This window comes from Acidobacteriaceae bacterium (assembly GCA_028283655.1).
Classification (GTDB): Bacteria; Acidobacteriota; Terriglobia; order Terriglobales; family Acidobacteriaceae; genus Granulicella.
The window spans coordinates 2,309,898-2,324,945 of the sequence record JAPWKE010000003.1 but is presented as its reverse complement, the minus strand read 5'-3'; the positions used below and the strand labels follow the sequence as shown (position 1 = coordinate 2,324,945).

11 protein-coding genes are annotated in these 15,048 nt (G+C 58.9%); 3 read left to right on the top strand and 8 right to left on the bottom strand.

Features of this window, described 5'->3' with window-relative positions:
• Window positions 1-99: 99 nt before the first annotated feature.
• The 8 genes from sucD to PW792_12790 form a co-directional block, all read right to left on the bottom strand.
• Window positions 100-990 (bottom strand): succinate--CoA ligase subunit alpha, encoded by an 891-nt coding sequence (gene sucD, locus PW792_12825; GenBank protein MDE1162816.1) that lies wholly within the window; start codon window positions 988-990, stop codon window positions 100-102.
• On the bottom strand, window positions 991-2,169 hold the full coding sequence (gene sucC / locus PW792_12820) for an ADP-forming succinate--CoA ligase subunit beta (GenBank protein ID MDE1162815.1): 1,179 nt from the start codon (window positions 2,167-2,169) through the stop codon (window positions 991-993).
• A 103-nt stretch (window positions 2,170-2,272) separates the two neighbouring features.
• On the bottom strand, window positions 2,273-2,689 hold the full coding sequence (locus PW792_12815) for a VOC family protein (GenBank protein ID MDE1162814.1): 417 nt from the start codon (window positions 2,687-2,689) through the stop codon (window positions 2,273-2,275).
• A 1-nt stretch (window position 2,690) separates the two neighbouring features.
• Entirely contained in the window at window positions 2,691-3,038 is a 348-nt protein-coding gene (locus tag PW792_12810) for a YbjQ family protein (GenBank protein ID MDE1162813.1), read from the bottom strand.
• 26 nt (window positions 3,039-3,064) lie between these two features.
• Window positions 3,065-4,084, bottom strand: a complete 1,020-nt coding sequence (gene trpD / locus PW792_12805) for an anthranilate phosphoribosyltransferase (GenBank protein MDE1162812.1) — start codon at window positions 4,082-4,084, stop codon at window positions 3,065-3,067.
• A 101-nt stretch (window positions 4,085-4,185) separates the two neighbouring features.
• The gene (locus tag PW792_12800; protein MDE1162811.1) at window positions 4,186-4,470 is read right to left on the bottom strand and encodes a hypothetical protein; all 285 of its coding nucleotides are present in this window, start codon (window positions 4,468-4,470) and stop codon (window positions 4,186-4,188) included.
• On the bottom strand, window positions 4,467-5,111 hold the full coding sequence (locus PW792_12795) for an RNA polymerase sigma factor (protein ID MDE1162810.1): 645 nt from the start codon (window positions 5,109-5,111) through the stop codon (window positions 4,467-4,469). Before PW792_12795 ends, PW792_12800 begins: the two co-directional genes overlap by 4 nt.
• 164 nt (window positions 5,112-5,275) lie before the next feature.
• Window positions 5,276-6,337 carry a ThiF family adenylyltransferase gene (locus PW792_12790; protein MDE1162809.1) on the bottom strand — a complete coding sequence of 354 codons (1,062 nt, stop codon included), beginning with the start codon at window positions 6,335-6,337 and terminating at the stop codon, window positions 5,276-5,278.
• Window positions 6,338-6,605: 268 nt separating this feature from the next.
• Here PW792_12790 and PW792_12785 point away from each other — a divergent pair, with 268 nt between their 5' ends.
• From PW792_12785 to PW792_12775, 3 genes are read left to right on the top strand one after another with little or no spacing between them, the layout of a single operon-like run.
• On the top strand, window positions 6,606-9,881 hold the full coding sequence (locus PW792_12785; protein ID MDE1162808.1) for a POTRA domain-containing protein: 3,276 nt from the start codon (window positions 6,606-6,608) through the stop codon (window positions 9,879-9,881).
• Between the two features lie 2 nt (window positions 9,882-9,883).
• On the top strand, window positions 9,884-10,660 hold the full coding sequence (locus PW792_12780) for a peptidylprolyl isomerase (protein MDE1162807.1): 777 nt from the start codon (window positions 9,884-9,886) through the stop codon (window positions 10,658-10,660).
• Complete coding sequence (locus tag PW792_12775; protein MDE1162806.1) at window positions 10,657-15,030, top strand: translocation/assembly module TamB domain-containing protein; 4,374 nt, start codon at window positions 10,657-10,659, stop codon at window positions 15,028-15,030. The genes PW792_12780 and PW792_12775 overlap by 4 nt, the downstream gene beginning before the upstream one ends.
• The last annotated feature ends 18 nt before the right edge of the window (window positions 15,031-15,048 follow it).

Here is a 15,048-nt window from a genome sequence, read left to right as displayed (position 1 = left end):
TTCTATGGCCCGGAGGTCTTTACTGACTCCTGCAAAAGAAAAAGACATGCCCGATATTGCATCGGGCATGTCTTTCTTTGAGTTGGATGTTGGTCGGAGCTAAGCCTTGCCGAGCACACGCGCCATGGCGTCGCCGATCTCACTCGGCGTCTTCACGACGGTGATGCCTGCAGCTTCCATCGCAGCCATCTTGCTGGCAGCTGTGCCTTCGCCGCCGGAGATGATCGCGCCAGCGTGGCCCATGCGGCGGCCCGGAGGCGCCGTCTGGCCTGCGATGAAGCCGACAACCGGCTTCTTCACATGCTGCTTGATGTACTCCGCTGCTGCCTCTTCGGCCGAGCCGCCGATCTCGCCGATCATGATGATCGCTTCGGTGTCGGGATCCTCGTTGAGGAGCTTGAGTGCGTCGATGTGCGTGGTGCCGATGATCGGGTCGCCGCCGATGCCGATAGCGGTGGACTGGCCGATGCCGCGCTGCGTGAGCTGGTACACAGCCTCATAGGTCAGCGTGCCGGACTTCGAAACGATGCCGACGTTGCCTTCCTTGTGGATGCGGCCGGGCATGATGCCGATCTTCGCCTTACCGGGCGAGATGACGCCGGGGCAGTTCGGTCCGATGAGGCGCGAGGACGAGTTCTTCGCCACGTCCCACACCTTCACCATGTCGAGCACCGGAATGCCTTCGGTGATGCAGACGACGAGCGGGATCTGCGCGTCGACAGCTTCAAGGATGCCGTCCGCCGCGAACGGTGGCGGAACGAAGATGACGGTTGCGTTCGCACCGGTTTCCTTCACGGCTTCTTCCACCGTGTTGAATACGGGCCAGCCTTCGTGGGTCGTGCCGCCCTTGCCGGGCGTTACGCCGCCCACGACGAGGTCAACGCCGAACTGCTTGGCGTACTCCGCGCAACCCTTCGCGTGGAAGGTGCCTTCACGACCGGTGATGCCCTGAACGATGAGTCGCGTGTTCTTGTCTACGAGTACCGACATTTAGTTGACTCCCTTCGCTGCAGCGACAACCAGGTCAGCCGCTTCCTTCATCGTTGCGCCAACTTCAAACTTCAAGCCGGAGTTCTTCAAAATCTCGCGGCCTTCTTCAACGTTCGTGCCTTCGAGGCGAAGAACGATGGGCAGCGTTACGTTGAGCTTCTTCGCTGCGGCCACCACTGCGGTCGCGAGCACATCCACGCGCAGAATGCCGCCGAAGATGTTGATGAAGATCGCCTTCACGTTGGGGTCAGAGAGGAGGATGCCGAAGGCGTTCTCAATCTGCTCCTGGTTGGCGCCGCCGCCAACGTCGAGGAAGTTTGCCGCGGAACCGCCCGAGTGCTCGATGATGTCCATCGTCGCCATCGCGAGGCCAGCGCCGTTCACCATGCAGGCGATGGTGCCGTCGAGCTTAATGTAGTTCAGCGCGTACTTCGAGGCTTCCACTTCGAGCGGATCTTCCTCGGCGATGTCGCGCAATTCCTTCAGGTCCTTGTGGCGGAACATCGCGTTGTCGTCGAAGTTAATCTTGCAGTCGAGAGCCGCGAGCTTGCCGTCCTTCGTGGTGATGAAGGGGTTGATCTCCATCAGGGACGAGTCGGTCTCCATGAACGCGTTGTAGAGGCCGGTCATAAACTTGACTGCTTCGCCAACCTGCGTCGGCGCAAGACCAAGCTTGAAGGCGAGCTTGCGTGCCTGGTACGGAGCAAAGCCGACAGCGGGGTCGATGTACTCCTTGAAGATCGCGTCGGGGTTCTCGTGAGCGACTTCTTCGATCTCCATGCCGCCGTGCTGCGAGGCCATGAACACAACCTTGGCCGACGCGCGGTCGAGCACGATGCCGAGATAAAGCTCACGGTCGATCGCCGAACCGGACTCGATCAGCAGGCGCTGAACCTTCTGGCCTTGCGGGCCGGTCTGGTGAGTGATGAGCTGCATGCCGAGGATCTGCTTGGAGTAAGCAACAGCCTCGTCGAGGTTCTTGGCAAGCTTGACGCCGCCGCCCTTGCCGCGGCCGCCGGCGTGAATCTGCGCCTTCACCACGACAACGGCGTTGCCGGCGTCGAACAGGTTCTTGGCCGCACGTTCGGCTTCTTCAATGGTCGTGGCCATTTCGCCCGCAGGCACGGTGACGCTGTGTTTGCGGAGAATTTCTTTGGCCTGGTACTCGTGAATCTTCATGAGCGCTCCTGGTTCTGGTTCGCGGTAACGTTTGCCATCGTATTTGGCGGGGGAAAGCGGGAGCAAGCTAGCGCGCCCGATTATCGACTTAGTTGTGCGAAGATCAGTGTCCGGACGGCTTTCCGTCCTCGGCGGATTCGCCGAGTGGCTGCCAGAGTTCGAGGCGGTTGCCGTCGCAATCCTTGATCCAGGCGAAGCGTCCGTACTCTTCGTTCTGTTGCTTTGGATCGATCCAAATCCCTGCGGCCTCGAGTTTCTTGAGCAGCGCAGGAAGGTCGTCGACGCGGTAGTTGATCATGACGCCCTGATGACCTTCGCCGAAGTACTTGGTGTCAGCCGGGAAGGCCGACCAGATGGTCATGCTGGTGTCTTTGGGCTGGACGGCAAGGTCGTCCGCGTACTGCAGCATGATGCCGTAGTCGGTCAGGTGGAGGCCAAGGTGCTCGGCGTACCACGCTGTCAGCTGCTTCGGGTTGGGGCTACGAAGAAAGACGCCGCCAATGCCGGTGACTTTTGCCATCTCAGGCCTCCCTGTCTACGAGAACGGCTGTGCCGTAGGCGAGGACTTCGGTGACGCCCTGCATGAGTTCGTTGGCGTCGTAACGCATACCGATGACGGCGTTGGCTCCGTGCTCGGCAGCGTGCTGCAACATGCGTTGAAAGGCGTCTTCCCGGGTCTTTTCGCAGAGCTGCGAAAAGAGGGAGATGTCGCCTCCGACCAGCGTTTGCAGGCTGGCACCGAACGTGCCGAAGACCGAGCGGGAGCGGACGACGATGCCACGCACGATGCCAAGGTTCTGCACGATGCGATGGCCGGGAAGCTCAAACGCCGTGGTGACCATGGCGGGGGAGAGAGTCGGGACGGACATGGAGGCTCCTAGCGGTGGAGTGTTGCTCAATGTGCTGCTAACTGCTCGACGAGAATCTTTACACGACCCGAATCAATTGTCTCTGCGGCAATCGCCACACCCTCGTGAATATCTTTCGCGATCTCCGCGACTTCGAGCACTGCACCAGCGTTCAGCAGAACGACGTCGCGGTGAGGACCCTTCTTTCCTGCGAAGATCTCACGCAGTATTGCTGCATTGGTGACGGCGTTTTCGCCTGCGAGCGCAGAAAGTGGAGCGCGCTCGAGCCCTGCATCTCCAGGAGTGACGGAGAGGAGCTGGATGGGCTCGTTGGAGCGGACGCGCGCGACCTCCGTGCGTCCGGCGAGGGAGATTTCGTCCAGCCCGCCTTCGCCGTGGACGACGAGGGCGTGCGTGGTTCCGAGATGTGTCATGGCCTCGGCCGCCAGCGCGACCAGGCGGCCGGTGTAGACGCCCATGACCTGTCGGCGGGCCCCAGCGGGGTTCAGCAGCGGCCCGAGCGCATTGAAGACGGTACGGACGCCGATCGCGCGGCGCACGGGCATCACGGCCTTCATGCCGGGATGGTGCGACGGTGCATGCAGGAAGACGAAGCGGTGGCGGCGAAGAGTCTCTGCAGCGACCTCGGGTGAGAGCTCGGTTGGGATGCCCAGCGCTTCGAGCACGTCCGCAGAGCCGCACTTGGAGGTGACGGCACGGTTGCCATGTTTGGCGACGGAGGCTCCTGCGGCGGCTGCTACCAGCGCGGCTGCGGTGGAGATGTTGAACGTGCCGGAGGTGTCGCCACCGGTTCCGCAGGTGTCTACGATGCGGCTGCGCTCGTCGTCGGTGAGTGGCAGCGTGAGGGCCTGCTCGCGGAGGGCGAGGGCGAATCCGGCGATCTCTTCGGCGGTTTCGCCGCGAGCTGCCAGCGCACCGATCAGGGCGCCGATTTCAATGTCGGAAGCCTCGCCCGCGAGGATACGACGCATCAGAATGCGGGCCTCGTCCAGGCTGAAATGCTCGTGGCCTTCGATGACGCGGCGCAACTCGTACTGAAAACTCATAGTGAGTTCAAGGGTAGCGGAGAAGGGGCCGAAAGACGAGCGCAGGGCAAAAGCAAGACGGCGACCCGAGGGCCGCCGTCTTGCTGGTTACTGTTTGAGATCTACGCTTCGCTGGGATCGGGCTGGCCGAGTTTCGAAGCGATGTTCGACCATACAGAGTCCGAAGGCTCTTCTTCTGCTTCCGGTTCGAAGAGGCTCTTGGCTGCTGCGGCGATCGCTTCCAGATCGCGCACCAGGCCGGCAGCGTCAGGATTTTCTGCGAAGAAGCCGGTGAGGCGGGAGTCGTCGAAGAGGCTACCTTCGGAGGAAGCAATCAACTCTGGCAGATGCTCGGAAAACTCTCCGGGGGTAAGTGCATCGAAGTTCAACGTGCTGAGGTCGTTCACTGCATAACCTCCTTGCTCTTCGAGACAAGTGCAGCAAATTGTTCCGGCTGGCGAAGCATTTCGCGCAGCTTCAGGCGAGCCTTGTGGAGCTGAGACTTGGAATTTCCGGTCGAGCATTCAAGCATCTTTGCGATTTCGTTGTGTTCAAAGCCTTCGACGTCATGGAGAACGAAGACCGTGCGGTAGCCAGGAGGAAGGGAAGCCACGGCACGCTCCAGCGTGACGCGATCCACGGATCCGGTGAGGTTGAGGTCCTTCGAGCCAAAGTCGCGCTTTGGGGCGTCGTCTTCGCTCGGGTTGATGGTCTCTTCCAGGGAAACGAGCTGAAGGCCCTTTTTGCGCAGGTGCATCAGCACCAGGTTCACCGTGAGGCGGTGGAGCCAGGTGGAGAAGGCTGATTCGCCGCGGAAGCTGCCGAGCTTGCGGTACAGATGCAGGAAGGCTTCCTGCGTCATGTCCTCAGCTTCGGTGACGTTGCCGAGCATGCGCAGGCAAAGCGTGTACACGCGGCGTTTATGCAGCGCATAGAGCTTCGAAAACGCCTCAGCGTCACCGTTCTTGGCACTTTCAATTGCTTCGGCTTCGCCGGCAATCGGTGGATTCCGCTTAAATAAGCCGGGATTCGGTTTTGCATTTGACATCTTTGCTTGGCCTTGTACTTGCATCGCGCCGTCCGGTCTGTACGTTCCTGCTGTGCTGGACGGTCATGCAGACTCCAGCCTACAGCAGAGGTGAATAAAAGGTTGTCACTCGGTTTGGAGGCGCGTTGCGGCGGGAAGGTTGTCCGGGTGGGCGCGCGATGTTGCTAGCTGCCGATAAATCGCGCATACAGTGATCGGGCGAGCGCGGTATCCGTTGTGCCCTGGATCAGGGCTCGGCCGTCGGGGAAAACCGTCAGGGTGTAGGCCCCGTAGAGGAAGCGGAGGAGCATGCTGTTGCTGCGAACTTCGCCGAGCGGGGAGAGGCGGGCAGCGAGGGCAGACAGATTGAGCGGACGGTGATGTTCGTGGATCTGTACCGAGTTGCGGCCGCAAAGCGTGATGTGCGGACGGGCTTCGCCAGCCAGGTAGCGGAAGTTTCGTTCGCCGCAGACCTCGCAGCTTGTGCGTGGTTTTGTGGCCTTTACCTCTGAAAATTCACCGCTCCACAGGTCGTAAGAGACCAGCGTTCGGCGCATTTTTTCAGGCTGTCCTGTGAGGAACTTCAGGGCCTCGGTGGACTGGAGGCTGGCGGCGAGGTTGACCGCCGTGGAGAGAATTCCGCTGGTGTCGCAGGTTTCGACCGGGCCGGAGGGCGCCGCAGGGAAGATGCAGGCGAGGCAGGCGGTGGGCTCGTAGGGGGTGTCGCTCTCTGTCTGCTTCGGCAGGATGTTCATCGTGGCAGCGTAGGCCCCGACGGCCGCGGCATAAATCCACGGCACACCGCTGCTGACGGCGAAATCGTTGATCAGATACCGGGTTTCGAAGTTGTCGGTGCAGTCGAGCACAAGACTGGCCCCGGCGAGCAGGTCGGCGATGTTTCCCGGAACGAGGTCCGCGACGTGCGCCTCGACGAGGCATTCGGAGTTGATGCCAGCGAGTTTTTGCCGGGCGGCCACGGCTTTTGGGAGAGCCTGCCGAGCGTCGGCTTCGTCAAAAAGTACCTGACGCTGCAGGTTGGAGGGCTCCACGAAGTCGCGGTCCACAAGCGTGAGGCGCCCAACGCCTGCGCGAGCCAGAAGCTGGGCGGTGGCTGCTCCGGTGGCTCCGACGCCGATGACCGCTGCGTGAGCGGATCGCAGTCTGGCCTGACCCTCAGTCCCTATCCCCGGGAATAAAATCTGTCGGGAGTACCGTTCGGCAAGGTCGGGTTCGTTCGGCATAGCCATCAGGGTTGAGTATAAGGAATGTGGGTGGGTTGCTTCTTCTCGGGAGTGTTGCCAGCGGCTGGCAGCGTTCCCTAAAGTTTCTGCATCCATATCAAAATATTGTTGTAACGTCCGCGAGACGGTGATGCCCGGAGGGCAGCTTGTTCGTCAAACCCGTTTGATGTGGGTCGGGTCGTGCGGTTGCGGGTAGAAAGAACTCAGGGAGCAGGTGTTCGTGGCAGGTCAGGCAGGGTCAATCCAACGCGATGGCAAGGGGCCATGGAAACGTATGCGCCGGCTGACGCTGTTTGCTGCTATTGGCATGTGTGGCGTTCTGGGGCGTTCTCTCATGGCGCAGCAGGGCTCGGTGGATGCTCCTGTGGCGCCGGAAGTCTCTGCGCAGGCAAAGGACTCCGACCGTATTACGAATGTGCTTCCCCCGCTGCAGGAGACGGTTTGGACGCGGCGCGGAGAGCGCGTTACGGCCATTCGTTTTGAGGGTGTGCAGTTTGCCGAGAACGATCGCTTCCTTGCAGGGTTGAAGCAGAAGTCCGGCGTGGCGCTTGATCCGGAGAAAGTTCGCGAAGATATGCGGCTGCTCTTTCGCACGGGCCGTTACCGCGATCTGAGCGTGAGCAGTACAACGTCCCCGGGCGGGCTCGAGTTGATTTACTCAGGCACGCCTCGGTACTACGTCGGCCGGGTTGAGATTGACGGCATCGATGCGGAGCGTCTTGCCTCGCTGGAGGCGTTTGCGACCAAGCTTGACCCCGGCGCGGGATACACAGAGGCCCAGATCCCTGCGGCGGTTGACGGTATTGTGGCGTCCCTGGCGGAGAATGGCTACTTTGAGCCGCGCGTGGACGTGCGTACGACGACGGATGATGTGGGACACCAGGTAAATGCTTCGTTCGCCGTCAATACCGGGCCGCAGGCGCGAGTGGGAACGGTGGCCGTGACAGGAAGCGATCCCGGAATCACGGTGGCAGAATTTCGCAAGCGTGGTTCGCTGAACTGCACCTGGTTGAACCACCTGTTCAACCACAACTGTACGCAGAAGATTTCGCGTGAGACGGTGAGCACCGCGCTGAGTGGTGTGCGGAACTATTACCAGAAGAAGGACAGGCTCGAAGGAACGATCAGCCTTCAGAAGCAGACCTATGCTTCGAACCGGAAGCAGTTGGACTTCTCTTTTCTTGCCGATCAGGGCCCGATCGTCAAGGTCGATATTTCCGGGGCGAAGGTGAGTAACTCGCGCAAGAAGTTACTCATTCCAATCTATGAAGAGGGCACCGTTGATATCGATCTGCTGAATGAAGGCGCATTCAACCTTCGCGATTACATGCAACAACAGGGCTACTTCGATGTAACCGACGACGTAAAGCGAACCGGCAAGGGAACTCGCAACGAGACTGTTCAGTATGTCGTGGACAAGGGTGAGAAGCACAAGGTGCTTGATGTGCGGATTCGTGGCAACAAGTACTTCAACACGGATACGATTCAGGAGCGCCTGAGCGTAAAGAAGGGTGATCTGTATCGGCGCTCCGGCGTCTACTCGGCGCGGCTCGTGGCTTCGGATGTGAGCTCGATTGAGGCGCTCTATCGTGCGAGTGGATTCACCCGTGTGAAGGTGACATCTTCGGTCTCTGATTCGAACAAGGGACCGGATGGCAAGCCCTTGAAGGTGGCCGAGATCAAGGTCCTTTTCACTGTTGTTGAAGGCGAGCAGCAAAAGTTTGGCGAAGTAAAAGTCAGCGGCGTTGATGAGTCACGACTCGAAACGATTCGCTCCATGCTGAGCACGGAAGAAGGCCAGCCGTTCTCTCTGATTACGCTTTCGGGCGATCGTGATCTTGTTCTGAACTATTACCTGGCGCATGGCTTCGACCATGCTCGCATCGAGTACGTGCAGACCCCGGAGAAGGACGACAGTACGGTTACGGATGTGACGATGGCCGTGACAGAAGGCCGTCAGACTTTCGTTAATAAGATCCTGATCTCAGGCGTGGTGCACACGAAGCCTGCGCTGGTGCAGAAGCAGATTACGTTGCGTGAGGGAGAGCCTCTGGATCAGGCAGCTTTGCTGCAAACGCAGCGCAATCTGTACAACCTTGCCTTGTTCAACGAAGCAAATACTGCGGTGCAAAATCCTACAGGTCGTGAGCCGCAAAAGAATGTGCTGATTCAACTCACCGAAGGCAAACGGTGGGATGTGACCTATGGCTTCGGCTTTGAGGCTCAGACCGGAACGCCGGACTTTGGCCCTTCGCAGCTTGGTCGCCGCGTCACAGCGGCGCAGAATGGACAGGCGGGCGTCAGCCCGCGTGTCTCGCTGGATGTCTCGCGTATTAATCTCTTTGGAACGCAGAAGTCGCTGACGTTGCACACGACGTATGGCCTGCTGGAAACGGTGGCGACGCTTAGCCTCAACAACCCGCAGCTTTTCGGCAACCCCGCATTCTCTGCTGCGGTCAGCGGTGGATACTCAAACGTGCAGAACATCACGACTTTCCAGGCATCGACGTTGCAGGGCGATTTTCGCGTAACGCAGAAGTATAAAAAGGCTGACACGTTTATCTACGACTTCCAGTACCGCCGTACGAGCGTCAATCAAAACAGTCTGGAAATTACGCCGAACCTGGTCAGCCAGTTTTCGCTGCCCGTTACGGTTGGCGGACCTGGGCTGACGTACTTCCATGACACACGTGATCCGAGTCCTCTGGACGCGCAGAAGGGCGTGTACTACTCGGTGCAGGAGTTCTTCTCTTACTCCACATTTGGTGCCGAAACAAACTTTAGCCGCACGGACCTTTCGCACTCCAGCTACTACACGTTCGGCAAGCATAAGTACACGCTGGCACGGAATACGCGTGTGGCGTTTGAAAACTTCTTCGGTGGTTCCAGCGGCGTCAGCGATCTTTCGCAGATCAACCAGATCGCGAACTGCGGCGGAGACGCGAGCGATCCAACCAGCCTGTTAAACCGGAACGCCACCTGCAATCCTATCCCGCTGCCGGAGCGTCTCTATGCGGGTGGCGCAACCTCGCACCGTGGCTTTGGTATCAACCAGGCTGGGCCTCGTGACCTTACGACGGGTTATCCGGTTGGTGGTTCAGGAGCGGTGGTGAACAACATTGAGCTTCGACTGCCGCCGCCGACGTTGCCGTTGGTGGGGCAGAGTGTTTCGTTCGTGCTGTTTCATGACATGGGCAATGTCTTCCGCAACCCCGGAGACATGTTTACAAGCATCAAGCACTTCAAGCAGCCCAATAAGAAGACGTGCTCTGATCTGAGCATTCCGGCCGATGCTCCTGCACGCACTTCTGACCAGTCAAACTCGGATTACTACGGCCAGTTTGCGGGTAACTGCGACTTCAATTATTACTCTCACGCTGTTGGGCTTGGTGTTCGTTACAAGACGCCTGTTGGTCCCATCCGTCTCGACTTTAGTTACAACCTGAATCCTCCGGTCTATCCCGTATTTACGGATTACACAGATGCGTTGCCCTACGTGGGACATGGCGGACATTTCAACTTCTTCTTCTCGATTGGTCAGGCGTTTTAGCGATGAAACTTGTATCTATCCAGCACGGGATCTGCAGGCCAGCGTGGTGTCCGCTGGTTGCCATGATGCTTGCCCTGAGCTGGCCGGCGATCGCGCAGAGTTCTGCCGCGCCTCAAGCGAAACCGGCTCCGAGCCCGGATGCGTCGCAAGCTCCTGCTGCTACAGGCACGACGATTGACCGCGTCGTAGCGATTGTGAACAACGATCTTGTGCTCGACTCGGATGTCGATGAAGAACGACGGTTTGCGGAGATTACTCCCGTGCGCGATGCGGGTAACTTCACGCGCGAGCGGATTATTACGCGGCTGATCAATCGCGATCTTATTCTGCAGCAGGTGCGTCAACAGTCTGACGATGACACGAGCGATTCCGAGTTTCAGAAGAGCCTTGTTGACCTGCGGAAGAGTGTTCCCGCGTGCAAGGACGGACGCTGTGATACCGACGCAAAATGGCGGCAAGTACTGGCTGGCCTAGGCTTCACGGAAGAAGTGTTCAATATGCGCTGGAAGCAACGTTTGCAGGTGCTCGCCTTCATTGAGCAGCGCTTCAAGCAGGGCATTCGCATTACCGACACAGAGATCCAAAGCTATTACGAGAAGACGTTTGTTCCGCAGTACAGTAAGCGCGGTGGAACGCCGCCAGCGCTGGCTGTGGTGCATGACCGCATTGAAGAAGTGCTGTTGGAGCAACAGGTGTCTAACCTGCTCTCGGATTGGCTGAAGAGCCTGCGTGCGCAAGGCCAGGTAGTGGTGCTGCATCCAGGGGAAACCGCGCCATGAGCGATTTGACGACGACGCCGACTACTACAGAATCACCCTCTCCTGTGCCTCCGACACGGCTACGCCGACTGCTGCGGTTTATTGCCTGGAGCGCGGTTTCCATCGTTGCCTTGCTCGTGATCCTGTTGGTGGGGTTGAACTGGTATACCAGCACCGCCGACTTTCAGCGCCGGGTAGGCAAAGAGGTGAGCTCGGTCCTTGAAGACTCCACAGGTGGACGGGTGGAGGTTGGTCACCTTGGCTTCAGCCTCTGGCATCTTGCGATCGAAGTCGATGGGCTTGTGATTCACGGCAAGGAAGCAGCCGGTGAGCTTCCGTATCTTTCTGCGAACAAGATTTTTGTCCGCCTGAAGATCAATACCTTCCTCTCGCACACGGTGGGCAAAGGGCCTCAGTCTCACGTCGGTCTGAACCTTCTTCGGGTGGAGCAGCCTAAGTTCCACCTCATCATCGACAAGGACGGCAATACAAATCAGCCTATCCCGCGCAAGCCTTCCACGAGCACGGAACCCGTGCAGGACACGCTGCTTGATCTGCAAGCTGAAAAGGTTGAGGTCACACAAGGGCTTGCTGTTCTCAATGACAAAGCCATTCCATTCGACCTGAGCGCGCAGAAATTAAATGCTGAGGTTCACTACCTCAGTGCGACGGACCGCTACGGCGCCACGCTCGATCTTGCGGACCTGCGGACGAAGATGGGGCCGCAGCCGGAGGTCTCTTCCAAGCTGCATCTGACGGCTCAAATTGGTCGCGACATGATGTCGCTGGACTCGTTTGACTTTGAGACGGGCGAGAAGACGCACCTGAAAGCAAGCGCAGAGCTGAAGAACTTTGCCAAGCCGGAGTGGCAGGTTGACCTCAGCGGCGGCGTGGAGTTGAAGCAGCTTGGCTATCTGGCAAACCTCGATGGGTTCTATGCAGGTGTCGCGAACCTCGATGTGCATGGCCGCAACTGCGTTGTGGAGCCGGTGGTCGCGCAGCAGAAGCCGCACTTCTGGCAGCACCACAATAAGAAGCCACTTCCTGCCGATGTGAAGATGCTTCCTCCTGACCCGGATTGCAAGGCGGGCTACCTGCTTGCCGGTGATGTGACGGCAAAGGGTGTGACGTACCGCATTCCGAACGTGCGCGTGCACGACGCGGGCCTGGCAGCGCAACTACGCGTGACGCCAACGCAGCTGCTCTTCACCAGCATCACCACCACGCTGCCGGGAGGCGGTCGCATTGCGGGTGATCTTAAGATCAACAACTGGCTGGGTGAAGTCCCAAGCGATGCTCCTGCATCCTCTGCGACAACGGTAGCAGCCGCTCAAGCAGCGAACACGGCGGCGAAGGGCATCAACGCGAGGCCTCCGGTGCAGTCGCTTGCGATCACCAACAAGCCGGTGAACCATGCCCATGCGTATCTCACGGTCGAGGTTTCGGATATCTCGCTGCGCACGATCATGGAGATTACAGCGCCGGAGCACTATGGCGATCTCGGTTTCGATACGTCGATCAATGGCCCCGTGAACGTAGAGTGGGGCGGTCCTGTTAAGAACATCTCCGACTCGGTGCAAGTGGAGGCCAAGCTGGCGTTCAAACCGACTGGACGGCAGAGCCGCGGCTATCCGTCAAACATCCCTCTTAGTGGCTATGTCGATGGTCACTACGACGGCGGCACGGAGGTTGTGCGCATCAAGGCTCTGAATATGCAGACGCCTGAGACGACGATTGATGCCGATGGCGTGCTGGGGGTGAGTGCAGGGGATCCTTTGACAAACCTGCGCGTGGATGTAGCCGCGCGTGATCTAGGAGAGTTCGATCAGCTCTTCCGGACGCTGGGGTTGGAAGCGAATGGGAAGAAGGGAAGCGCGGCCATCCCTGTCGTTCTGCATGGCACGCTGAACTTCAACGGAACAGCGCGCGGCGCTGTTCGCAACCTCGATGTAAAAGGCCACTTGGACTCTGACAATCTGGCTATCAAGATGGGCTCGCAGGCTGATGTCCATATTGACTCCGTTGTTGCCGATGCGGAGTACTCGCCGAACTCAGGTCTTGCGGTTGCGTCCTCCACGATTCGTCGCGGGACTGCGCTTCTCAATGTGACGGGCAAGATGTATCCCCACAAGGTTGTTTCGCGTCGCGGTGTCGTTGACTACAACTGGGATAGCCAGATGGATGTGGATGCTTCGGTGAAGCTGGCGGATGCGCAGATGGCGGACCTGCTGGATATCGCGGGGCAGAAGACCAATGTTCCTGTAACCGGCAAGATCAACGTGACGGCTCATGCGAGCGGCCGCATCAATGACTTTCATGGCTCGGGCAATGTCGACGTTACCAATGGTGTGGCTTACGGAGAGAACTTCCAGAAGGTCGATATTGATTTTGCGTTGAACGGCCAGGAGATAGATGCAACACGGCTGACCGTGCAGGCGCATGACATGCAGGTGATTGGCACTGGTGGATATAACCTCGCCTCGCACCACGTCAAGGCCTATCTGGTTGGCAACAAGATTACGTTGTCGAAGCTCGATACCGTACAGCACGCAAACGCCAGTGTTGACGGCGTTGTGAGCTTCCGGCTGACGGCGGACGGTACGGCAACAGAGCCGAACCTCGATGCGAATCTGCAGGTTGCGAACGTCTCTGTCGCAGGCAAGCAGGTGGGTGATCTGACCGCGACGGCGCACAGTTCTGGCTCAACGGTTACGTACAACCTGAAGGCTAGCCCTCTAGGCTCGCAAATTCTCGCCAATGGAACCACCTCCTTGCTGGGGGATTACCAGACAAGTGCGAAGCTGACGCTTACGAATCTGGATGCGGCGAATGTGATCGCCACGTTCTCACCGGGTAGCGTCAAGGCCACGTCCAAGATCGATGGCGTCGTTACTGTTTCAGGCCCAGCGAAGAATCCAAAGATGCTCGTTGGCTCTGTGGAGTTCTCACAGTTCAGTGCGAACGTGCAGGGCGTGGAGCTGAAAGCTGCAGAACCGATTCGCGCCTCACTGAGCAAGGGAGCGGTGTCGCTGAGCAGCTTCCACATCGTGGGCCCGGATACCGATCTGCAGGCCTCGGGTAGCGCCACATTGTTTGGCGACAGTGACCCGAACGGCGGCCTGATCAACGCGAAGGCAAGCGGCAATCTCAACGTAGGTATCGTTCATCTGCTCGATGCAGACTTTATTACCTCCGGCAAGGTGACGTTCCAGGTTGCGGCTGACGGACGCATGAAGAAGCCTGGGCTCTCGGGCACGGTGAAGTTCGACAACGTAAACGCCGCGATGGTTGGCATTCCGAACGGTCTGAGTCAGCTCAACGGCACGATGATCTTCAACGAAGGTCGCCTCGATGTGCAGCAGCTGACAGGCATGAGTGGTGGCGGCAAGATCACTCTTGGCGGCTCCATCCTGTACCAGAAGGGCTTCTTTGCAGACATGACCGCGCAGGCGGACGCGGTGCGTGTTCGCTACGCGGGGCTGAGTGCAACGGCGAACGCAAAGCTGCACCTGCAAGGTGGTCCGAACGGCTTGATGCTGCGCGGCGATGTGCTGATTACGCGCTTCGGTGTCGGCGCCGATGTTGACTTCGCAGCGTTCGCTGGATCGGGCGGAGTGCAACTTCCTCCTGACCCGACGTCGCCGCTCAACAAGATACGGTTTGACGTGCATGTTACGAGCTCTCCTCAGTTGGACTTCCAAAACTCGTATGCGAAGCTGGCTGGCTCGGTCGATCTCAACCTGCGCGGCACGGCCGCTGTTCCCAGCGTGCTGGGACGCATCACCGTCACGGATGGTTCTGCTGTTTACGCTGGCACGAAGTATCAGCTTGAGCGCGGCACCATTTACTTCTCGAACCCTGTTCGTATCGATCCCATGATCGATCTCGATGTTTCGACGCGGGTGAAGAATTACGACATCACCATCGGCGTTCATGGAACCAGCAGTAACTTCACGCCGACGTATCGCTCTTCGCCGCCGCTTACGCAGCAGGATATTTTCAGCCTGCTCGCGTTGGGACGCACGCAGGAAGATGCGGCACTGAATACGCAGCAGCAGCAACAGGCCGGTGCCGATCCAACGACCAGTGCTCTACTCGGCGGAGCGCTGAACGCGACCGTCTCCAGCCGCGTCAACAAGCTCTTCGGTGGAGGCTCGGTGAAGATCGATCCTGCGTTTGTGGGCACGCTTGGTAACTCCGCGGCACGTATCACGGTCGAAGAGCCGCTGACAAAGCAGCTCACGCTGACGTTTGCTACGAACGTCAATCAGAGCGCGCAGCAGTTGATCCAGGTGCAGTATCAAATCGACGAGAACCGCTCTCTGGTCGCAACGCGCGATGAATCCGGCGTATTTTCGATTGTGTACAAGATTCGCAAGCGGTATAAGTAGCCTTCGCTGAGCAATCTA